The organism is Lysobacter sp. (assembly GCF_035655815.1).
Classification (GTDB): Bacteria; Pseudomonadota; Gammaproteobacteria; order Xanthomonadales; family Xanthomonadaceae; genus Lysobacter_J.
In genome coordinates this window covers 30969-50853 of sequence record NZ_DASRTS010000014.1, presented here as the reverse complement: position 1 = coordinate 50853, position 19885 = coordinate 30969, and the positions used below count along the sequence as shown (strand labels likewise).

17 protein-coding genes are annotated in these 19885 nt (G+C 67.6%); 5 read left to right on the top strand and 12 right to left on the bottom strand.

Going from position 1 to position 19885, the window contains the following annotated elements; all coding sequences use genetic code 11:
- Positions 1-92 precede the first annotated feature (92 nt).
- From acnD to prpF, 3 genes are all read left to right on the top strand, one after another.
- Positions 93-2720 (top strand): Fe/S-dependent 2-methylisocitrate dehydratase AcnD, encoded by a 2628-nt coding sequence (gene acnD / locus VFE83_RS03055; RefSeq protein WP_324903409.1) that lies wholly within the window; start codon positions 93-95, stop codon positions 2718-2720.
- A 39-nt stretch (positions 2721-2759) separates the two neighbouring features.
- Entirely contained in the window at positions 2760-3209 is a 450-nt protein-coding gene (locus VFE83_RS03050; protein WP_324903408.1) for an SRPBCC family protein, read from the top strand.
- A gap of 147 nt (positions 3210-3356) precedes the next feature.
- A complete protein-coding gene (gene prpF / locus VFE83_RS03045; RefSeq protein ID WP_324903407.1) occupies positions 3357-4544 on the top strand; it encodes a 2-methylaconitate cis-trans isomerase PrpF in 1188 nt (395 codons plus the stop codon).
- A 270-nt stretch (positions 4545-4814) separates the two neighbouring features.
- Here prpF and VFE83_RS03040 read toward each other — a convergent pair whose 3' ends face one another.
- From VFE83_RS03040 to folD, 4 genes are all read right to left on the bottom strand, one after another.
- On the bottom strand, positions 4815-5324 hold the full coding sequence (locus VFE83_RS03040) for a hypothetical protein (protein ID WP_324903406.1): 510 nt from the start codon (positions 5322-5324) through the stop codon (positions 4815-4817).
- A gap of 38 nt (positions 5325-5362) precedes the next feature.
- Positions 5363-6928 (bottom strand): glutamine-hydrolyzing GMP synthase, encoded by a 1566-nt coding sequence (gene guaA / locus VFE83_RS03035; RefSeq protein WP_324903405.1) that lies wholly within the window; start codon positions 6926-6928, stop codon positions 5363-5365.
- Positions 6929-7101: 173 nt separating this feature from the next.
- Positions 7102-8559, bottom strand: a complete 1458-nt coding sequence (gene guaB / locus VFE83_RS03030) for an IMP dehydrogenase (protein ID WP_324903404.1) — start codon at positions 8557-8559, stop codon at positions 7102-7104.
- A 132-nt stretch (positions 8560-8691) separates the two neighbouring features.
- Positions 8692-9597: a bifunctional methylenetetrahydrofolate dehydrogenase/methenyltetrahydrofolate cyclohydrolase FolD gene (gene folD, locus VFE83_RS03025; protein ID WP_324903403.1), complete on the bottom strand. Its 906-nt coding sequence runs from the start codon at positions 9595-9597 to the stop codon at positions 8692-8694.
- A gap of 110 nt (positions 9598-9707) precedes the next feature.
- Between folD and VFE83_RS03020 the strand changes: the two genes are divergently transcribed.
- Positions 9708-10019 (top strand): DUF1244 domain-containing protein, encoded by a 312-nt coding sequence (locus VFE83_RS03020; RefSeq protein ID WP_324903402.1) that lies wholly within the window; start codon positions 9708-9710, stop codon positions 10017-10019.
- A 3-nt stretch (positions 10020-10022) separates the two neighbouring features.
- The gene (locus tag VFE83_RS03015; protein WP_324903401.1) at positions 10023-10793 is read left to right on the top strand and encodes an alpha/beta hydrolase; all 771 of its coding nucleotides are present in this window, start codon (positions 10023-10025) and stop codon (positions 10791-10793) included.
- A gap of 320 nt (positions 10794-11113) precedes the next feature.
- Here the strand turns inward: VFE83_RS03015 and moeB are convergent, their stop codons facing one another.
- The 8 genes from moeB to pilW form a co-directional block, all read right to left on the bottom strand.
- Complete coding sequence (moeB, locus tag VFE83_RS03010; protein WP_324903400.1) at positions 11114-12238, bottom strand: molybdopterin-synthase adenylyltransferase MoeB; 1125 nt, start codon at positions 12236-12238, stop codon at positions 11114-11116.
- Positions 12239-12257: 19 nt separating this feature from the next.
- Complete coding sequence (gene glp / locus VFE83_RS03005; RefSeq protein WP_324903399.1) at positions 12258-13478, bottom strand: gephyrin-like molybdotransferase Glp; 1221 nt, start codon at positions 13476-13478, stop codon at positions 12258-12260.
- Complete coding sequence (mobA, locus tag VFE83_RS03000) at positions 13475-14059, bottom strand: molybdenum cofactor guanylyltransferase (protein ID WP_324903398.1); 585 nt, start codon at positions 14057-14059, stop codon at positions 13475-13477. Before mobA ends, glp begins: the two co-directional genes overlap by 4 nt.
- Positions 14060-14705: 646 nt before the next feature.
- Positions 14706-16106, bottom strand: a complete 1401-nt coding sequence (gene der / locus VFE83_RS02995) for a ribosome biogenesis GTPase Der (protein WP_324903397.1) — start codon at positions 16104-16106, stop codon at positions 14706-14708.
- 184 nt (positions 16107-16290) lie between these two features.
- A complete protein-coding gene (bamB, locus tag VFE83_RS02990) occupies positions 16291-17490 on the bottom strand; it encodes an outer membrane protein assembly factor BamB (RefSeq protein WP_324903396.1) in 1200 nt (399 codons plus the stop codon).
- On the bottom strand, positions 17490-18119 hold the full coding sequence (locus tag VFE83_RS02985; protein ID WP_324903395.1) for a YfgM family protein: 630 nt from the start codon (positions 18117-18119) through the stop codon (positions 17490-17492). Before VFE83_RS02985 ends, bamB begins: the two co-directional genes overlap by 1 nt.
- Positions 18120-18219: 100 nt before the next feature.
- Positions 18220-19047, bottom strand: a complete 828-nt coding sequence (locus VFE83_RS02980; protein WP_324903394.1) for a helix-turn-helix domain-containing protein — start codon at positions 19045-19047, stop codon at positions 18220-18222.
- Positions 19044-19883 (bottom strand): type IV pilus biogenesis/stability protein PilW, encoded by an 840-nt coding sequence (pilW, locus tag VFE83_RS02975; protein WP_324903392.1) that lies wholly within the window; start codon positions 19881-19883, stop codon positions 19044-19046. The genes VFE83_RS02980 and pilW overlap by 4 nt, the downstream gene beginning before the upstream one ends.
- Positions 19884-19885: the final 2 nt, after the last annotated feature.

Sequence of the window (19885 nt, the reverse complement as noted above, 5' to 3'; positions counted from 1 at the left end):
AAATGGCAAAATTGCGGTTCCCCGCGCCTGTCGCGGCCCGCCAGCCGTCGAACGCCGCCTTCGACCGCACGCTCCAGGTCCTGATTTCCGACATGAACACCCAATACCGCAAGCCGCTCCCGGGCACCCAGCTGGATTACTTCGACGCGCGAGCCGCGATCGAGGCCATCCAGCCGGGCGCCTACGACGCCCTGCCCTACACCTCGCGCGTGCTGGCGGAGAACCTGGTGCGGCGCTGCGACCCCGCCACGCTGACGGATTCGCTGAAGCAGCTGATCGAACGCCGCCGCGACCTGGACTTCCCGTGGTTCCCAGCGCGCGTGGTGTGCCACGACATCCTGGGCCAGACGGCGCTGGTGGACCTGGCCGGCCTGCGCGATGCCATCGCCGACCAGGGCGGCGATCCGGCCAAGGTCAACCCGGTGGTGCCGGTGCAGTTGATCGTCGACCACTCGCTCGCCGTGGAATGCGGGGGCTACGACCCGCAGGCGTTCGAGAAGAACCGCGCCATCGAGGACCGCCGCAACGAAGACCGTTTCCACTTCATCGACTGGACGAAAAAGGCGTTCAAGAACGTCGACGTGATTCCGCCGGGCAACGGGATCATGCACCAGATCAACCTGGAGAAGATGTCGCCGGTAATCCAGGTGCAGCGCGACGAGAACGGCAGAAGCGTCGCCTTCCCCGACACCTGCGTGGGCACCGACAGCCACACGCCGCACGTGGACGCCCTCGGCGTGATCGCGATTGGTGTCGGCGGCCTGGAAGCGGAAAACGTGATGCTCGGCCGCGCCTCGTGGATGCGCCTGCCGGACATCGTCGGCGTCGAGCTGACCGGCAAGCGCCAGCCCGGCATCACCGCCACCGACATCGTGCTGGCCCTGACCGAATTCCTGCGCAAGGAAAAGGTGGTCGGCGCCTATCTGGAATTCCGCGGCGAAGGTGCGTCGAGCCTGACCCTGGGCGACCGCGCCACCATCTCCAACATGGCGCCCGAATACGGCGCCACTGCGGCGATGTTCTTCATCGACCAGCAGACACTGGACTACCTGCGTCTGACCGGCCGTGACGACGCGCAGGTGAAGCTGGTAGAGACCTACGCGAAAACCGCCGGCCTGTGGACGGACAGCCTGCGTAACGCGCAGTACGAACGCACGCTCACCTTCGACCTGTCGAGCGTGGTGCGCAACATGGCCGGCCCGTCCAACCCGCACAAGCGCCTGCCGACCTCGGCGCTGGCCGAGCGCGGCATCGCCGTGAACCTGGGCAACGCACTGGCGCAAGAAGCCGCGGGCCTGATGCCCGACGGCGCGGTGATCATCGCCGCCATCACCAGTTGCACCAACACCAGCAACCCGCGCAACGTGATCGCCGCCGCGCTGCTGGCGCGCAACGCCAATGCGCGCGGCCTGGCGCGCAAGCCGTGGGTGAAGACCTCGCTGGCGCCGGGCTCGAAGGCCGTGCAGTTGTATCTGGAAGAAGCGAAGTTGCTGCCGGAACTTGAACAGCTCGGCTTCGGCATCGTCGCCTTCGCCTGCACCACTTGCAACGGCATGTCCGGCGCGCTCGATCCGGTGATCCAGCAGGAAATCATCGACCGCGACCTCTACGCCACCGCCGTGCTGTCCGGCAACCGCAACTTCGACGGCCGCATCCACCCGTACGCCAAGCAGGCTTTCCTCGCCTCGCCACCGCTGGTCGTGGCGTACGCCATCGCCGGCACGGTGCGCTTCGACATCGAGAAGGACGTGCTGGGTCTGGATCCGAACGGCGTGCCGGTCACGCTGAAGGACATCTGGCCCTCGGACGAGGAGATCGACGCGATCGTCGCGCAGAGCGTGAAGCCGGAGCAGTTTCGTCGCGTGTATGAGCCGATGTTCAACATCCGCGTCGAACACGGCGAAAAGGTCAGCCCGCTGTACGACTGGCGTCCGATGAGCACCTACATTCGCCGTCCGCCGTACTGGGAAGGCGCGCTGGCCGGTGAGCGCACGCTGCGTGGCCTGCGTCCGCTGGCGGTGCTGGGCGACAACATCACCACCGACCACCTGTCGCCATCCAACGCGATCCTGCCCAACAGCGCCGCGGGCGAGTACCTGGCTAAAATGGGCCTGCCGGAAGAGGACTTCAATTCGTACGCCACGCACCGCGGCGATCATCTGACCGCGCAACGCGCGACGTTCGCCAACCCGACCCTGGTCAACGAAATGGCCGTGGTCGATGGCCACGTCAGGAAGGGTTCGCTGGCGCGCATCGAGCCGGACGGCCAGGTCGTGCGCATGTGGGAAGCGATCGAGACCTACATGGAGCGCAAGCAGCCGCTGATCATCATCGCCGGCGCGGACTATGGCCAGGGCTCGTCGCGCGACTGGGCCGCCAAGGGCGTCCGGCTGGCCGGCGTGGAAGCCATCGTCGCCGAGGGCTTCGAGCGCATCCACCGCACCAACCTGATCGGCATGGGCGTGCTGCCGCTGGAGTTCAAGCCGGGCGTGAACCGCCTGACGCTGGGCATCGACGGTACCGAAACCTTCGACGTGATCGGCGAGCGCAAGCCGCGCGCCGACCTCACGCTGGTCATCCATCGCCGTAACGGCGAGCGCGTGGAAGTGCCGGTCACCTGTCGCCTCGACAGCGATGAGGAAGTATCGATCTACGAAGCCGGCGGCGTGCTGCAGCGCTTCGCGCAGGATTTCCTGGAATCGTCCAAGGCGGCGGCCTGAGCCAAGCCCCGCTCCACCACCGAAAGGAGAGGTAACCACATGCCCGGCACCGTCACCCTGCACCGCGTCATCCGCGCTCCCGCCGAGCGCATCTATCGCGCCTTCATCACGCCTGCGGCGATGGTGAAATGGCTGCCTCCCCACGGCTTCACCGGCGATGTCCACTCGATGGACGCACGCGTCGGCGGCACCTACCGCATGTCGTTCACCAACTTCGGTACCGGCGGCAGCCACTCCTTCGGCGGTACGTACCGCGAACTCGTCCCCGGCGAGAAGCTGCGCTACGACGACCAGTTCGACAATCCCGAACTGCCGGGCACGATGGAAGTCGAAGTCACACTGAAGCCCGGCATGGTCGGCACGGACGTGAGCATCGTGCAGAAGGGAATCCCGGACGCGATCCCGGTCGAGTTCTGCTATCTCGGCTGGCAGGAGTCGCTGGAGATGCTGGCCAAGCTGGTCGAGCCGGAGATTCCGGACGGGGCTTGAACGTCATCGTTTAGACGCGATGACACGGAGAAACACGGACAGAGCACTACAAACACGTAAACGCCTTGTTCGTATTCATCCGCGTCATCCGCGTCATCCGTGTCCAAAGATCTCCCTCACTCTTTATCGCACGCCGGAAGCCGGAACATGACCCACGCCCCACAGATCCGCATCCCCGCCACCTACATGCGCGGCGGCACCAGCAAGGGTGTGTTCTTCCGCCTCGAAGATCTGCCCGAGAGCGCCCGGGTACCCGGGAAGGCGCGCGATGCGCTGCTGATGCGCGTGATCGGCTCGCCGGATCCCTACGGCAAGCACACCGATGGCATGGGTGGCGCGACGTCGAGCACCAGCAAGTGCGTGATCATCTCGAGGGCCTCCGTGCCGGAGCATGACGTCGACTACCTGTACGGCCAGGTGTCCATCGACACCGCCTTCGTCGACTGGAGCGGCAACTGCGGCAACCTGAGCTCCGCCGTCGGTCCATTCGCCATCGCCAACGGGCTGATCGATCCGGCGCGCATTCCGCACGACGGCATCTGCACCGTGCGGATCTGGCAGGCGAACATTGGCAAGACCATCATTGCGCACGTGCCGGTCACCGACGGGCAGGTGCAGGAAACCGGCGATTTCGAACTGGACGGCGTGACCTTTCCCGCCGCGGAGGTCGCGCTCGAGTTCCTCGATCCCTCCGACGACGGCGAAGGTGGCGGCGCGATGTTCCCGACCGGCAACCTGGTCGATGAACTCGACGTGCCCGGGGTCGGTGCCCTCAAGGTCACGATGATCAACGCGGGCATCCCGACCATCTTCCTCAACGCCGCCGACCTGGGCTACACCGGCAGCGAGCTGCAGGACGCGATCAACAAGGATCCGCTGGCCCTCGCCCGCTTCGAGACCATCCGCGCTCTGGGCGCCGTGCGCATGGGCCTGATCGCCAGCACCGACCAGGCCGCGACGCGCCAGCACACGCCGAAGGTTGCGTTCGTCGCTCCGCCGGGCGATTACACCGCCTCCAGCGGCAAGGAAATCGCGGCTGGCGACATCGACCTGCGCGTGCGGGCGCTGTCGATGGGCAAGCTGCACCACGCGATGATGGGCACGGCCGCGGTCGCCATCGGCACGGCGGCGTCGATCCCCGGCACGCTGGTGAACCTCGCCGCCGGCGGCGGCGAGCGCGAGGCGGTCCGTTTCGGTCACCCGTCGGGCACGCTGCGCGTCGGCGCGCAGGCGAAATTCGTCGACAGTCAATGGACCGTGACCAAGGCCATCATGAGCCGCAGCGCCCGGGTGCTGATGGAAGGCTGGGTGCGCGTGCCGGGCGAATCGTTCTAGTCGCCCATTTCGGCGGAGCAATTCTGCTCGAGCGGTTTTTGCTCGTGAAGACCGCCAGCTCCGTAGGAGCGAGCTTGCTCGCGACTAGGCCGGATCATCCATCGCGAGCAGCTCGCTCCTGCGAGCTCGTTCCTTCGCTCCGTCATCCCCGCGAAAGCGGGGATCCAGCGACTTCGAAGCATTCAGGAGCGGAGGCACTGGATTCCCGCTTTCGCGGGAATGACGCGTCTCAAACAAGTCGGATTTGGCCTGCGTGGTCCAACCCGAAGATCAATTCGCCGGCACGTACACCCAGGACTTCGATTTCGCTTCAGCGTGCAGGATGCGGCCGTTGCGGCGGATGAGCCGGTCGATGCCGTGCGTCTTGCCCAGCAGGCGGCCGCCCAAGCGGATGGTCGAGATGACCTCGACGTCGGCGGTCTTGCGGTCGTCCGACAGGCTGACCTCGACGATCCGGTTCTCGACGGCCATGCCCATCGCGCCGTTGGTCAACGCACTCAGGCGCTTGAACACGCGGAACGCCTCGCGCATCTCGTCGCAGGATTCCTCCTTGCCGAAGGTCTTGCGCTCGGTTCCGGTCGCCAGCGCGAAGACCAGGCTCTCGTGCCGGTAGTCGCCCGCCAGCCGGTCGCACAGGTAATCTGCGTCCATCTTGGCCGTGGCGTGCGCTTCCACGTCGTACTGGTCGCGGATCGACTCTTCAGTCATCTGGCGACCCGCGTGGAAAAACCACCAGCTGCCGAACATGGCCACCAGCATCAAAACGATCGCCTTCCCCATGGCTCCCCCTGGTCGCCGGCCTTACCCGGCATGGTCCGTCATTCCCACTCGATCGTCGCAGGCGGCTTGCCGCTGATGTCGTAAACGACGCGGGAAACACCACGCAACTCGTTGATGATACGGTTGGAAACACGGCCCAGGAAGTCGTACGGCAAGTGCGCCCAGTGCGCCGTCATGAAGTCGATGGTCTCCACGGCGCGCAGCGCGATCACCCACTCATAGGCGCGGGCATCGCCGACTACGCCCACCGACTTGACCGGCAGGAACACCGCGAACGCCTGGCTGACGCGGTCGTACAGATCGGCCTTGCGCAGCTCTTCGATGAAGATGTGGTCCGCGCGGGCAAGCAGTTCGGCATATTCGCGCTTCACTTCGCCCAGGATGCGCACGCCCAGTCCCGGACCGGGGAACGGATGGCGGTAGACCATCGCCTGCGGCAGGCCCAGTTCCACGCCCAGGCGGCGCACTTCGTCCTTGAACAGCTCGCGCAGCGGTTCGACCAGGCCGAGCTTCATGTGCTCGGGCAGGCCGCCGACGTTGTGATGGCTCTTGATGACGTGCGCCTTGCCGGTCTTGCTGCCGGCCGACTCGATCACGTCGGGATAGATGGTGCCCTGCGCCAGCCAGCGCGCATTGCTCAGCCTGGCCGACTCCTCGTCGAAGATCTCGACGAACAGGTTGCCGATGATCTTGCGCTTGGCTTCCGGGTCGCTGACGCCTTCCAGCGCCTTGTAGTAGCGATCGGCCGCGTTCACGCGGATCACCTTGACGCCCATGTGCTCGGCGAACATCGCCATCACCTGGTCGCCCTCGTTCCAGCGCAGCAGGCCGGTATCGACGAACACGCAGGTCAGCTGCGGGCCGATGGCCTTGTGCAGCAGCGCGGCGACCACGGACGAGTCGACGCCGCCGGACAGGCCGAGGATCACTTCATCGTCGCCGACCTGCTCGCGCACGCGCGCGATCTGGTCGTCGATGATGTTGGCCGCCGTCCACAGCGTGCGGCAGCCGCAGATCTCGGTGACGAAGCGGCGCAGCAGCGTCTGCCCCTGCTTGGTGTGGGTGACTTCCGGGTGGAACTGCACGCCGTACCAGCGCTTTTCTTCCAGCGCCATCGCGGCGACCGGAATGCGGTCGGTGACGGCGGTGACCGTCCAGCCCGGCGGCGCCTTGGCGACGTGGTCACCGTGGCTCATCCACACGTCGATGCGCGGCTCGCCATCGTGGTCGGACAGGCCGCCCAGCAGCGCGTCCTTCGCCACCAACTCCACCTCGGCGTGGCCGAACTCGCGCGCGTCGGCCGCTTCGGTCGCGCCGCCCAACTGCGCGGCAAGCGTCTGCATGCCGTAGCAGATGCCGAGGATCGGCAGGCCGCTATCGAACACCTGCTGCGGCGCCTTCGGTGCACCGTGTTCCGTCGTCGATTCCGGGCCACCCGACAGGATGATGCCCTTGGCGCCGAACGCCGAAATCTGGGCCGGGTCATGGTCCCACGCCCAGATCTCGCAGTAGACGCCGATCTCGCGGATGCGGCGGGCGATCAGCTGCGTGTACTGCGCGCCGAAATCGAGGATGAGGATCTTGTCGCTGTGGATGTTGGTCATTGGCGGCGCAGCAGATTGGACCTTCGGCCTTTGTTGTTGTCCGTCATTCCCGCGAAGGCGGGAATCCATGGACGTTGAACGTTCCATGCGCCGCGTGACTCGACATTGACGACAACAGCAAAGTCCATGGATTCCCGCCTTCGCGGGAATGACGACAAAAGCACGGGCCAGCTTCAGCTGGCCCGGTAATTCGGCGGTTCCTTCGTGATCTGCACGTCGTGCACATGGCTCTCGCGCGTGCCGGCGTTGGTTACGCGCACGAAGCTTGGCTTGGTGCGCATTTCCTCGATGGTCGCGCAGCCGACGTAACCCATGGTCGCGCGCAGGCCACCGGCGAGTTGGTGCACCACGCCGCGCAGCGGGCCGCGGTACGGCACGCGACCTTCGATGCCTTCCGGCACCAGCTTGTCGGCGTCGGACGCATCCTGGAAATAACGGTCCTTGGAGCCCTGCTCCATCGCGCCCAGCGAGCCCATGCCGCGGTAGCTCTTGTAGCTGCGGCCCTGGAACAGCTCGACCTCGCCCGGAGCTTCCTCGGTGCCCGCGAACAGGCCGCCGATCATCACGCTGGACGCGCCGGCCACGATGGCCTTGCCGATGTCGCCCGAGTAGCGGATGCCACCGTCGGCGATCAGCGGGATGCGGTCCTGCAGCGCCTCGGCCACCATCGACACCGCGGTGATCTGCGGCACGCCGACGCCGGCGACGATGCGCGTGGTGCAGATCGAACCGGGGCCCACGCCCACCTTCACCGCGTCCGCGCCGTGGTCCATCAGGGCCAGCGCGGCGTCGCCGGTGACAATGTTGCCGCCGATGACCTGCAGTTGCGGGAAGTTCTTCTTGACCCACTTCACGCGGTCCAGCACGCCCTGCGAATGGCCGTGCGCGGTATCGACCACCACCACGTCCACACCAGCCGCGGCCAGCGCTTCGATGCGCGCCTCGGTGTCGCCGCCCACGCCCACGGCCGCGCCGACCAGCAGGCGTTCGCTGGTGTCGTAGGCGGCATTGGGGTTGTCGGACTTCTTCTGGATGTCCTTCACGGTGATAAGGCCGCGCAGCTCGAAGCCGTCGTTGACCACCAGCACCTTCTCGATGCGGTGCTTGTGCAGCAGGTCCAGGACTTCCTCGTCGGTGGCGCCTTCGCGCACCGTCACCAGGCGGTCCTTCTTGGTCATGATGTGGCGGACCGGATCGTCGAGCTTCTTCTCGAAGCGCATGTCGCGGCTGGTGACGATGCCGACCAGCTGGCCGCCCTCCACCACCGGCACGCCGGAGATGTTTCGGGCGCGGGTGAGCTTGAGGACTTCGGCGATGGTGGTCTCGGGGCCGACGGTGAACGGCTCCTTGATCACGCCCGCCTCGAACTTCTTCACCGAGGCGATCTGCGCGGCCTGGGCTTCCAGGCTCATGTTCTTGTGAACGATGCTGATGCCGCCCAGTTGGGCCATCGCGATCGCCAGACGCGCTTCGCTGACCGTGTCCATCGCGGCCGACAGGATCGGCAGGCGGATGGTCAGGTCGCGGGTCAGGCGGGTGGCGAGCGAGACGTCCTTGGGCAGGACCGTCGAATGGGCCGGGACGAGCGAGACGTCGTCGAAGGTAAGTGCTTCAGCCTGGATGCGCAGCATGGGCGGGGGCCGGGAGGATGAAGCGCGACATTGTAACCCGTCCGGGACTTCCTACGCTCGGATCGGCCGGGACATCGCGTTCCACCCGCGTGTCGCAATGCGCCGGCGGCGCCGCTCCGCGAACCGCGGCCGTCAGCGCACCGGCTGCCAGGCGCGGCCGGAATCCGCCGCTTCCGCCGCTTCCAGCGTGTTCTGCATCAGCGTCGCCACCGTCATCGGGCCGACACCGCCGGGTACGGGCGTGATCCAGCTGGCGCGTTGCGCAGCGGCCGCGAAGCCGACGTCGCCGACCAGGCGGCCGTCGTCCAGGCGGTTGATGCCCACGTCGATCACCACCGCGCCCGGCTTGACCCATTCGCCGGGAATCAGGCCCGGCCGGCCCACGGCCACCACCAGGATGTCCGCACCGCGCACGGCCGACTCCAGCACGTCGGGGGGCGTGAACTTGTGGCAGCTGGTGACGGTGCAACCCGCGATCAGCAACTCCAGCGCCATCGGCCGGCCGACGTGGTTGGAGACGCCGACAATGGTCGCGCTCTGCCCGCGGACCGGGCGGTCGGTATAGGCCAGCAGCGTGGTGATGCCGCGCGGCGTGCACGGGCGCAGGCCGAACTGCCGCAGGGCCAAGTGGCCAACGTTTTCCGGGTGGAAGCCGTCCACGTCCTTGCGCGGGTCGATGCGGTGGATCAGTTCGGTCGCATCGCGGCGGTCCGGCAGCGGCAGCTGCACCAGGATGCCGTGCACGTCCGGGTCTGCGTTGAGCTGGTCGATCAGGGCCAGCAGGTCCTCGTTGCTGGTCTGCGCCGGCAGGTCGTAGTCGATGGCGCGAATGCCCACCTTCTCGGCCGCGCGCCGCTTGTTGCGCACGTACACGGCGGACGCGGGATCGTTGCCGACCAGCACGACCGCCAGGCCGGGGCGCGGCTTGCCGGCGGCCACGCGCGCGTCGACCCGGCTCTTGAGGTTGTCGAGCAGGTCCTCGGCAATGCGCTTGCCGTCGAGGATGCGGGCCGGTGCGGAGGTCGTGGGAGCGGTCATGCCGTGGACGCGATGTCGACTGCGCTAGAGTCGGGCCGTGCATTATCGCCGAAGCGGGCGCCGGGCTCGGCGCCTCTTTCCGACATACCGCTCCGGCCGCCGGAGGCCCCATGACCGAGACCGATTTCGAAACCACCCAGATCGAAGCCGCCGCCTTCCGGCGCCTGCTCCAGCACCTGATGCGCGAGCGCCCCGACGTGCAGAACATCGACCTGATGATCAACGCCGGCTTCTGCCGCAACTGCCTGTCCGACTGGTACCGCGAGGCCGCCGAGCAGCGCGGCATCACCATGACCAAGGACGAGGCGCGCGAAGCCGTATACGGCATGCCGTTCGCGCAGTGGAAGGCTCAGCACCAGCGCGAGGCGACGCCGGAGCAACTGGCGGCATTCGAAGCGGCGCAGCGCCGTCACGTCGGCTGAACGATGCGCCGGCAACTGCTCGGCTGGGCCAGCCTTCCGTTGCTCGGCTATGCCGCGATCTGCGCATGGCTGTTCGCCAAGCAGCGCGAGCTGATCTACTTCCCGCAGGCCACGCGTGTCGATGCGGCGCAGACCGATTTCGTGCTGGCCCGCGGCGACGTGCAACTGCATGGCTGGGCGGTGAACCCGGAATCGCCGCGGCCCGTGATCTATTTCGGCGGCAACGCCGAAAGCATCCAGAACCGGCGCGAACAACTCGAGCGCCTGCTGCCGGGTCGCAGCATCTACCTGGTGTCCTACCGTGGATACGGCGCCAGTGGCGGCACGCCCAGCGAAGAGGCTTTGCTGGACGACGCGCTCGCACTATTCGACGAAGTGCAGGCGCGGCATCCGGGCGAGCCCGTCGCGGTGATCGGCTCCAGCCTGGGCAGCGGCGTGGCCAGCCATGTCGCTTCGCAACGCAAGGTCTCGCACCTGGTGCTCGTCGCGCCGTTCGACAGCCTGGCCGCGGTGGCGCAGACGCACTATCCGGTATTCCCGGTGCGCTGGCTGGTGAAGGACCGGTTCGACTCGGCCAGCCGCCTGCGTGGCTACCAGGGCAAGGTGCTGGTGGTGCGCGCCGGCCGCGACACCGTCGTGCCGCCCGCCAACACGGATCGACTCATCGCATCGTTGGGCACTCCACCGCGCGTGGTCGACGTCCCGCACGCCGACCACAACACCATCAGCTCGGAAACGGCGTTCGAACAGGCGATCGCGGAGTTCCTGCGCTGACTCTCTTCAGGGTTGGACACAGATTGACGCAGATGACGCAGACAAAGCGCGTCGCATACCCGTCTTGATCGACATGCTCTTTCTGCGTCCTCTGCGTCACTCCGCGTTGAACGACCGATGTTCAGGCTGTGATTTGGACGCTGAAGAACGCAAAGAACGCGGATCAAAGCGCAGAGCAACACGCGCCGACATACTTTTTCCGCGGCATCTGCGTCGTCCAGCGTCAACGCCTGGACGTTAGGTGGTGAGCGCTAGGCGGCACCGCCTGTCCCCTGCTCTTTCTGCGTCCTCTGCGTCAATCAGCGTCAAACGCAAGGGCTTCAAGCCGCACAGAAGCGCACGTAGTCGATGTAGCCGGGAAACTCCCGGCCCTCGGCGCACACAGGGCATTCCGGGTCAGCCGGCAGGCGGGTTTCGCGGAAGCGCATGCCTAGCGCGTCGAAATGCAGCAGGCGGCCGCTCAGGGGCTCACCGATCCCCAGGATCAGCTTGATCGCCTCGGTCGCCTGCAACAGGCCAATCACGCCCGGCAGCACGCCCAGCACGCCGGCCTCGGCGCAGTTGGGGGCGGCTTCCGGCGGCGGCGGTTCCGGGAACAGGCACCGGTAGCACGGCGCATGACCGCGATGGCGGCCTGCATCGAATACGCTCACCTGCCCTTCGAACCGATGCACGGCACCGTACACCAGCGGCTTGCCCAGCTTCACGCAGGCATCGTTGAGCAGGTAGCGCACGGGGAAGTTGTCCGCGCCGTCGATCACCACGTCGGCATCGGCGATCAGGCGCTCCACGTTGGCTGCGGTGATGCGCTCGGGGAAGACGTCGACCTGCACTGTCGGGTTGAGGGCGGACAGCGCGATGCGCGCCGACTCAACCTTCGCCACGCCGATGCGCGCCTCGGTATGCAGGATCTGGCGCTGCAGATTGCTGCGGTCGACCACGTCGTCGTCCGCCAGCACCAGGCTGCCGACGCCGGCCGCCGCCAGATAGAACGCCGCGGGCGATCCAAGTCCGCCTGCGCCGACCATCGCGATGCGGGCGGACTGCAACCTGCGCTGCCCCGCTTCGCCGACTTCCGGCAGACGCAGGTGGCGCGAATAACGGTCGTAGAAATCCGAATCGGCATCCGGCGGGGCCAGCGGCAGCCCTTCGGCGATCCAGCGCGTCGTGCCGCCCTCCACCGATGCCACGCGCCGGTACCCGGCAGCGAGCAGTGCGTTGGCAGCGGCGAGCGAGCGTTGTCCGGACTGGCAGATCAGCAGCACGACGGCGTCGCGGTCCGGCACCACCGCCTGTGGATCGGCCTCGAGCTCGGCTTTGGCGATACCCATCGCGCCCTTCGCATGGCCCGCGGCACGTTCGTGGCGTTCGCGTACGTCGATCAGGAGGGCGCCATCGCGCTGGCGCCGCAGCGCTTCGGCCGGGGTGATGCGTTCGATGTCCATGCCCGGATTATCGCGCCGCTCAGGCGTAGCGGAGTACCTCGACCAGCGATCCTGCGGCAAGACGCTGCGGTCCATCCGGCAGCACAATCAGGGCGTTGGAGTCGCTGACCGCCCGCAGGCGATGGCTGCCAACCGCGGGGTTGGGGTCCGCGCGCAGAACGCCATGGTCATCGCAGAACACACTGGCCCGCATGAATTCGCGACGTGCATGCGGCTTGTCGACGGGCGACGCGAGTTGCGCCCGCTCCAGCGCCCGCGGCTCGGTAGCGCCCTGCAGCGCATCGATCAGCACGCGCCCGAAGCCGAGGAAGGTCGCGAACACCGACACCGGGTTGCCCGGCAGTGCCAGGACCCGGGCCTGGTCGAGGCTGCCGAACAACACCGGCATGCCCGGCTTCATCTTCACCTTCCAGAAGTGCACCTGCCCGAACTGCTGCAGGACCGCCGGAATGTGGTCCTTTTCGCCAGCAGAGACCGCGCCGCACGTGACGATGAGATCGAACGCGCAGCCTGCATCGCGCAGCGCGATCTCGACCTGGCGCGGATCGTCTGGCAGGCGCGGCCATGCGGTGGGCTCCAGCCCCTCAGCACGCAGCAGCCCCATCAGCAGCTCACGATTGCTGTCGTAGATCTGTCCCGGTGCGAGTGGCAATCCGGGTTCGACCAGTTCATCGCCGCTGCTGAACACCGCCACGGTGGGCTTGCGGTGTACGGGCAGCGACGGGATACCCAGCGACGCGGCAAGCGACACGCGCGCGGGCGTGAGGCGCGACCCCGCCAGCAGCACCCGCTCGCCTGAAGCCACGTCCTCCCCGGCACGGCGCACGTTGGCGCCCGCGTGCGGCGGCGGCGCCAGGACGGTCACGTGCTCACTGTTCGCATGCGTGTTTTCCTTGATGACCACGGTGTCCGCACCGGCCGGCATCGGCGCCCCGGTAGTGATGCGCACGCACTCGCCTTCGCCCACCTGGAGCGGAAGGGCCATGCCCGCGAACTGCTCGCCGACCAGCTTCAAGGTGGTTTCACCCGGGCCAAGATCCGCGTGTCGCAACGCGAAGCCGTCCATCGCACTGTTGTCGAACGGCGGCAGCGCGATGGGCGCAATCACGTCCTCGGCAAGGATGCGTCCGTGCGCGCGCGACAACGGCAGCGTCTCGGACTCAAGGCGATGTCGTGCCGCGACTTCGCGGATCACGTCGACTGCGTCATCGAAAACGAGGTGCGTGGGGAAGTCGCTCATGGTGTCGGCTCGACGCGCGCGGCGGCGAGATCTTCGGGCGTGTTGAGGTTGCCGAAGCGTACGCCTTCCAGCCGCACGGCCGCCATGCGCAGGCTGCGCTGCAGCGCATGTACCGCGCCGTCGCCCGCCAGCGCCTGCGGCATCGCATCGCGCAGCGCATCGACGCGCCACAACGCGACGAGCGGCTGCGGGCCATCGTCATCGACCGCATGGGCACCGATGTCGCCGGCCGCGGAAGCGAGTGTGGGCAGCAGACATTCATTGACGCCGACCAGGTCGACGGGGAGCGTCAGCAGCCAAGGCGTCATGCACACGGCGGCCAGCGCATCGAGCCCGGCGAGCGGACCGATGTCGCGCATGGTCCGGTCGGGCACAGTACGCAGGCCGGCGTCGGCGTAACGGTCGAGATCGCGGTTGGCGCTGACCAGCAGCGCGGACGCCTCGTTCGCAAATCGGCGCTGCCAGCGGATGACCTGTGCGATGCCGTCGCGTTCCAGCCAGGCCTTGTCGATCCCGCCCAGCCGCGTAGCACGGCCACCAGCGAGGATGCCGATGGTGAGGTCGGAGGGAGATAGCCACATGAAGAAATTGTACGGTGCGCGGCGCTTCAAGCCCTTACGGCCGTCGGTGGCGCCCTATCGCCACACGGTTCGCTGTCATTCCCGCGAAGGCGGGAATCCAGCCATCAGACGAGGCACACCGACGGACGGCGTGATGCGCTCACGGTCGGATCCCCGCCTTCGCGGGAATGACGGCATGGGTTGCGTGACGCTACGGCCTGGATCCCGGCCTCCGCCGGGATGACGGCGTTCAAGGTACGCGCTGATGACGGCGCGGAAGATGCACGCTTTTTAGCCCCTCTCCCCTTGGGAGAGGGGTTGGGGTGAGGGTCGGGACGCGCGGTGGCCGGCCGATCGCCATCCGGTTCGCTGTCATTGCCGCGAAGGCGGGAATCCAGCCATCAGACGCGACACACCGACGGACGCCGTGATGCGCTCACGGTTGGATCCCGCCTTCGCGGGAATGACGCCATTGATTGCGTGACGCTGCGGACCTGGACCCGGCCTTCGCCGGGATGACGACATTCGCTGCTTGACACTGCGGGCCGCGAGCCCCGCCTTCATCGGAATGACGACATCGGCTACCTCGATGCAATGCGCCTAAATCCCGGCCTTCGCCGGGATAACGTTTCGGCAAAGCCGCGTGCTGCGCACGCGGGCCGAAACTTCACTTGCCGCGCTTGACGTGCCGCATCAGGCGGCGCTTTCGTGCGACCTGGCGGTCGCTCAGCGGGTTCTTCTTGCCTTCGTACGGGTTGGTGCCTTCCTTGAACACGAACCGCACGGGCGTGCCCACCAGCTTGAAACGCTTGCGGAAGAAGTTCTCCAGATAACGCTTGTACGTGTCGCTGAGCGTGCGCAGGCGCGTGCCGTGCACGACGAAGGTCGGGGGGTTGTTCGCCGCCGGATGCGCATAGCGCAGCTTGGCGACGTGCCCGCGTACGGTCGGCGGCGGGTTGGTCTCGTACGCGACTTCCAGCGCCTTGTTGACCTCGCTGGTGCTGAACTCGTGCGTGGCGGACGCGTGCGCGCGATGGATCGCGCGGAACAGCTCGCGCAGGCCGGAGCCATGCTTGGCGCTGATGCGGACCGCCTCGGCCCAGTCGACGAAGCCGAGCTTGCGCGCCAGCAGCGCTTCGGCCTGCTGGCGCTGATAGTCGGTGAGCCCGTCCCACTTGTTCACCGCGACCACGAGCGCGCGGCCGGCGTCGAGCGCATGACCCAGCACGGTCGCGTCCTGGTCGGTGATGCCTTCGCTGGCGTCCAGCAGCACTACCGCTACCTGGCACTGCTCGATCGCCTGCAGCGTCTTGACGATGGAGAACTTCTCGACCGCTTCGTCCACGCGCGACTTGCGGCGCAGGCCGGCGGTGTCGATCAGGCGGTACAGGCGGCCGTCGCGCTCCATGTCGATGGACACCGAGTCGCGCGTGGTGCCCGGCACCTCGGAGGCGATCATCCGCTCCTCGCCCAGCAGGCGGTTCACCAGCGTCGACTTGCCCACGTTGGGCCGGCCGATGAAGGCGACGCGGATGCGGTTCGGATCGGCATCGAGTTCGGTTGCGGCGCCCTCTTCCGGCACGCGCTTGAGTACGTGATCGATCAGCGCGTCGATGCCCTGGCGGTGCGCCGACGAGACCGCGATGACATCGGTGATGCCGTAACGGGCGAACTCGTTGATCGCTGCCTGGGCATCGATGCCGTCGGTCTTGTTGACCACCAGCATCGCCGGCCGCGCGGTCTTGCGCAGCCAGACTAGGATGTCGTCGTCCAGCGAGGACGCGCCTTCGCGGCCGTCAACCACGAACAGCACCAGGTCGGCTTCCTCCGCCGCGGCCCGCGCCTGGCGCGCGGTGGCGCCGGCCAGCCCCTCGTCCTCACCTGCGATGCCGCCGGTGTCCACGATCGCGAACGGGCGCTTGCCCTCCGGTCGGCATACGCCGTAGTTGCGGTCGCGCGTCACGCCGGGCTGGTCGTGCACCAGGGCGTCGCGACTGCGCGTGAGCGCGTTGAACAGGGTGGATTTTCCGACGTTGGGACGTCCAACGAGGGCGACTAGGGGGAGCATGGTGTCAGCCGGAAGCGGTATTGGAGGTTCGGACGCGCCGTGATGGCGCCAGGCGTCAACGCCCGGTCCGGGGCGGACGAACCGCCGGGGAACGGCATGATGACCGCCCGGGCGTGAAAATGGAAACGGTCCGGGCGCTGGCGCCCGGACCGTTCCGGTTTGGGCAGGGACCTGCCCGGTGTCTTTACTGCAGGCGGAAGGCGGTCAGCTCGCCAGAGACGTTCTGCACGATGGCGATGCCGTCGGCGACCACCGGCGCAGCCCGTACCGCCTTGCCACCGACCCGCTCGCGCGCGGCGAATTCGCCGTTCTCGAGCTTGATCCAGTGCACGTAGCCGTCGTAGTCGCCGACGACCGCGAAATCGCCCTGCACCGCCGCGCCGGTCACGTTGCGGCGGGCCAGCGCCGGCTGCTGCCAGAGCGCGCTGCCGCCGGCCCGGTCGAGGCCGAACACGGTGCCGGTCGGGTCGGTCACTACCAGCTTGTCGCTGCCCAGGCCCACGCGACCCGCGCCGCCGTGCTCGCTCGCCCACATCGGGCGGCCGCTCGGTGCATCGATGGCCATCGTCGCCTTCTTGAAGCTGCTGGCATACAGCGTGGTCCCGTCCAGCACCGGCGTGCCGTCGATGTCGGCCATGCGGTCCAGCTCGGTGCGGCCTTCGGCCTGCGCCACCGGCAGTTCCCACATCGGACGACCATCGGTGGCCGACAAGGCGGCCACGGTGCCGTCGTCGTTGCCGACGAACACGAAGCCGGGACCGAGAACCGGCCCGTCGTTGCCACGCACCGACAGCATCGGCACGTCCTGGACCCAGAACCAGCGGCGCTCGCCGGTGGCCGCATCCAGCGCGGTCACGCGGCCGTCGTTGGACCGCACGAACACCATGCCCATCCCGATGGCGGGCGCGGCGATCACTTCATTGGGCACCTTGACCTGCCACTTCTCCTCGCCGCTCGCGGCATCCAGGGCGATCACCTCGCCGTCCAGGCCGCCCACCACGACCAGCCCGTCGCCCACGCCCGGACCGCCGGACAGGCGGACATTGGCCTTCTTGTCGGGGCGGTATTCCCAGACCTGCTTGCCGGTCTGCAGGTCGAACGCATGCACGCCACCTTCGATGGCGGCGGCAAAGACCCGGCCATCGGCCACGACGGGACCCTGGCGAACACCGATGCGGCCCTCGCCCTTGCCGGCGTTCGCGGACCAGATCTTGGACACCGTCACCGACGGCGTGATGTCGGTCAGCTCGGCGGGTTCGTTGGGCTTGCCGTCGTCCTTCTTCTTGTCACCGCCGAACCAGCCCTTGATCGTGGAGCAGCCGGTCAGCGACGCGGCGCACAGCAGCACGAGGGAGGTACGCAGCAGCATCGAGCGGTGCTTCATCAGGACTTGGCCTCGGGCTTGGCGGACGTACCGCCGACTTCGGTGAGCTTGAGTTCCAGCAGGCGGCGCTGCGGCGAAGCCACGTCGAGCTTCGTCATGGCCTGCGAGTAGGACGCACGCGCCTGTTCCAGCTGCCCCAGCGCGAACTGCGCGTCGCCACGCACTTCGATGGCGGACGGACTGGCGGCATTGTTCACCAGCTTCAGCGCCGCGTCGGCCTGCTTGGCTTCGATCAGCAGGCGCGCCAGCCGCTGGTTGACGATCTGCGCGATCGCCGGGTCTTCGACCTTGATGCCGCGCAGCGTGGCGATCGCGGCGTCGTTCTGTTTGGCGTCGACCTGCATGCGCGCCAGTTCCAGCGAGGCAAGCGCGCCGTAGGTTCCGCCGCCCAACGCCTTCACCTTGGCTTCGGCCTGCTTGTCCTTGCTGGCTATCGCGTCCAGCGCGGCCTGGTAGTGGCTGGCGTTCTCCATTCCCTGCTGTTCGCCGCGGTGTTCCCACCATTTCCAGCCGCCGATCGCCGCCAGGCCCAGCGCGATGCCGCCGATGAGGCCGGCGCCGTTGTTGCGCAACCACTGCAGGACACGTTCGCTTTGTTCGTGTTCGTCGAGGAGATCGTCTATCGCCATCCGGCTGCCATGCTCAGTCGTCCCGCCGTCTGGCGGTCATCCAATGAGGAACACCGGCCCGCGAGGCGAGCCGGTGCGAGGAATCTTCCGTTACCGCGGGTCAGTCGGTGACCGGCGTGACGGAACCGTCAGAGGATAGCGTAAAGCGCGCCACGTTCGCGCGGCTGAACGGTGTCAGATCGACCGTCGTGCCGGCCTGCCGGACTTCGACGGCCGACGAATTGCCCAGCACCACGCGCGAGACTTCGCCCGCGCCGTACGTGCGCTGCTGGCCCGCACCGAGCTCGCCGCTTTCGATGATGCGACCGTCGTTGCCGCGCACCTCGACCCAGCTGTTGCCGGTGAAGGTCAGCGACAGCGCGGGCTGTGCGGCCGCTGCCCGGGGCAGCGTCGCCATCGACGCGACCAGCGGAGTGCGATGCTGTTCGGCAGCGACTACAGGCGCCTGGGCCGGAACCGGCGCAACGGCATTCGGCGCCGCGGGCGCGGTGGCCACGTCGAGCGTCTCGATCCGCGGCTCCTTGCTGAGCTGCTGCTTGGAGGCCATCCAGATCGGCACCGCGATGGCCGCGGTCAGCACGATGTAGATCGCGCGGCGCGTGGCCTGTTCGAACACGCGGCGGTAGCGCGGCGTGTGCGTGTGGCTGACCAGCACGGACGGCGCGACCGGCGCACTCGCGGTGCTACCCAGCAGGTCCTCCAGGTCCACGCCAAGCAGGCGCGCATAGCTGCGCAACTGGCCGCGGACGAACACGGGCGCACCCAGCTGGCTCGGATCCCCCGACTCGAGCTGGCGGATGACCCGCACCGGAATCTTCAGACTGACGGCGACGTCTTCCTGCGACAGCCCCGCCTTTTCACGGGCCTGTTTCAGGCGCACGCCGCAACTGGCGCCCGTTTCAGGCGCGGCTTCGTAAGAGTGCATCATCGCTTACCGTCATCCCCCATGCCGGAGCCACGCGACTGCGGGAACTCCGCCCTCATTCGCTGAACGTATCTTGCGGCGGCTGCCGTGTCGCCGAGTTTCTCTTCGATTTGTGACGCAAGCTGCAACGCCGCCGGATCGGGCGGTGCAGCGGCCAGGCGGCGCTCCGAGAACGCCCGGGCATCGAAGGCGTTTCCGCGCCTGAATTCCAGTTGCGCCAGTGCGCCCAGCGCAGTGGCATTGCCGGGATCCAGGCTGATCGCCCGGCGCAGATCACGCTCGCCGCGGGCGTCCTGGCCGGCGCGGATGGCGCAGGTGCCGGAGTTGGCCAGGGCGACGGCGGGCGTGCCGTAGCGCGGATCGCCCAGGGCCTTGTCGAACCAGGCCAGCGACTCGGCATGGCGGCCTTGCCCGCAAAGCCACACACCGTAGTTGTTCAGGACGGCGCCGTTGGCGGGCGCGAGTTCGGCGGCGCGCAGGTAGTGCGTGCCCGCCTCGGCCGAGGCACCGCGCCGGTCCGCGGTGGCGGCCAGAACCGAATGCGCGTCGGCGGATTTGGGATCCAGCTTGAGCGCCTTCCGCGCTTCGCGCTCGGCGGTTTCGTAATCGCCGCCCACTAGTCGTACCTGGGCGAGTTGCAGATGCTGGAGCGCCTGCGCGGCGTTGCGGTTGCCGCCCTTGCCACTGACGTCGACTTCGGGCGATACGCGCTCGTAATCCTGGCGGGAGAAGTCCTGGCGCACGAAGGTCAGGCGCTTGCACGCGCCGGTCGCGAGCACTACGACCACCAGCAACGCGGTCGTGGCGACGAGACTCAGCGGGCGGCCGCGGACATCCATGA

Bases quoted from the DNA above. Each gene is read 5' to 3' on its own strand.
- acnD (WP_324903409.1), top strand. From the start codon at position 93: ATGAACACCCAATACCGCAAGCCGCTCCCGGGCACCCAGCTGGATTAC.
- VFE83_RS03050 (WP_324903408.1), top strand. From the start codon at position 2,760: ATGCCCGGCACCGTCACCCTGCACCGCGTCATCCGCGCTCCCGCCGAG.
- prpF (WP_324903407.1), top strand. From the start codon at position 3,357: ATGACCCACGCCCCACAGATCCGCATCCCCGCCACCTACATGCGCGGC.
- VFE83_RS03040 (WP_324903406.1), bottom strand. From the start codon at position 5,324: ATGGGGAAGGCGATCGTTTTGATGCTGGTGGCCATGTTCGGCAGCTGG.
- guaA (WP_324903405.1), bottom strand. From the start codon at position 6,928: ATGACCAACATCCACAGCGACAAGATCCTCATCCTCGATTTCGGCGCG.
- guaB (WP_324903404.1), bottom strand. From the start codon at position 8,559: ATGCTGCGCATCCAGGCTGAAGCACTTACCTTCGACGACGTCTCGCTC.
- folD (WP_324903403.1), bottom strand. From the start codon at position 9,597: ATGACCGCTCCCACGACCTCCGCACCGGCCCGCATCCTCGACGGCAAG.
- VFE83_RS03020 (WP_324903402.1), top strand. From the start codon at position 9,708: ATGACCGAGACCGATTTCGAAACCACCCAGATCGAAGCCGCCGCCTTC.
- VFE83_RS03015 (WP_324903401.1), top strand. From the start codon at position 10,023: ATGCGCCGGCAACTGCTCGGCTGGGCCAGCCTTCCGTTGCTCGGCTAT.
- moeB (WP_324903400.1), bottom strand. From the start codon at position 12,238: ATGGACATCGAACGCATCACCCCGGCCGAAGCGCTGCGGCGCCAGCGC.
- glp (WP_324903399.1), bottom strand. From the start codon at position 13,478: ATGAGCGACTTCCCCACGCACCTCGTTTTCGATGACGCAGTCGACGTG.
- mobA (WP_324903398.1), bottom strand. From the start codon at position 14,059: ATGTGGCTATCTCCCTCCGACCTCACCATCGGCATCCTCGCTGGTGGC.
- der (WP_324903397.1), bottom strand. From the start codon at position 16,106: ATGCTCCCCCTAGTCGCCCTCGTTGGACGTCCCAACGTCGGAAAATCC.
- bamB (WP_324903396.1), bottom strand. From the start codon at position 17,490: ATGAAGCACCGCTCGATGCTGCTGCGTACCTCCCTCGTGCTGCTGTGC.
- VFE83_RS02985 (WP_324903395.1), bottom strand. From the start codon at position 18,119: ATGGCGATAGACGATCTCCTCGACGAACACGAACAAAGCGAACGTGTC.
- VFE83_RS02980 (WP_324903394.1), bottom strand. From the start codon at position 19,047: ATGATGCACTCTTACGAAGCCGCGCCTGAAACGGGCGCCAGTTGCGGC.
- pilW (WP_324903392.1), bottom strand. From the start codon at position 19,883: ATGGATGTCCGCGGCCGCCCGCTGAGTCTCGTCGCCACGACCGCGTTG.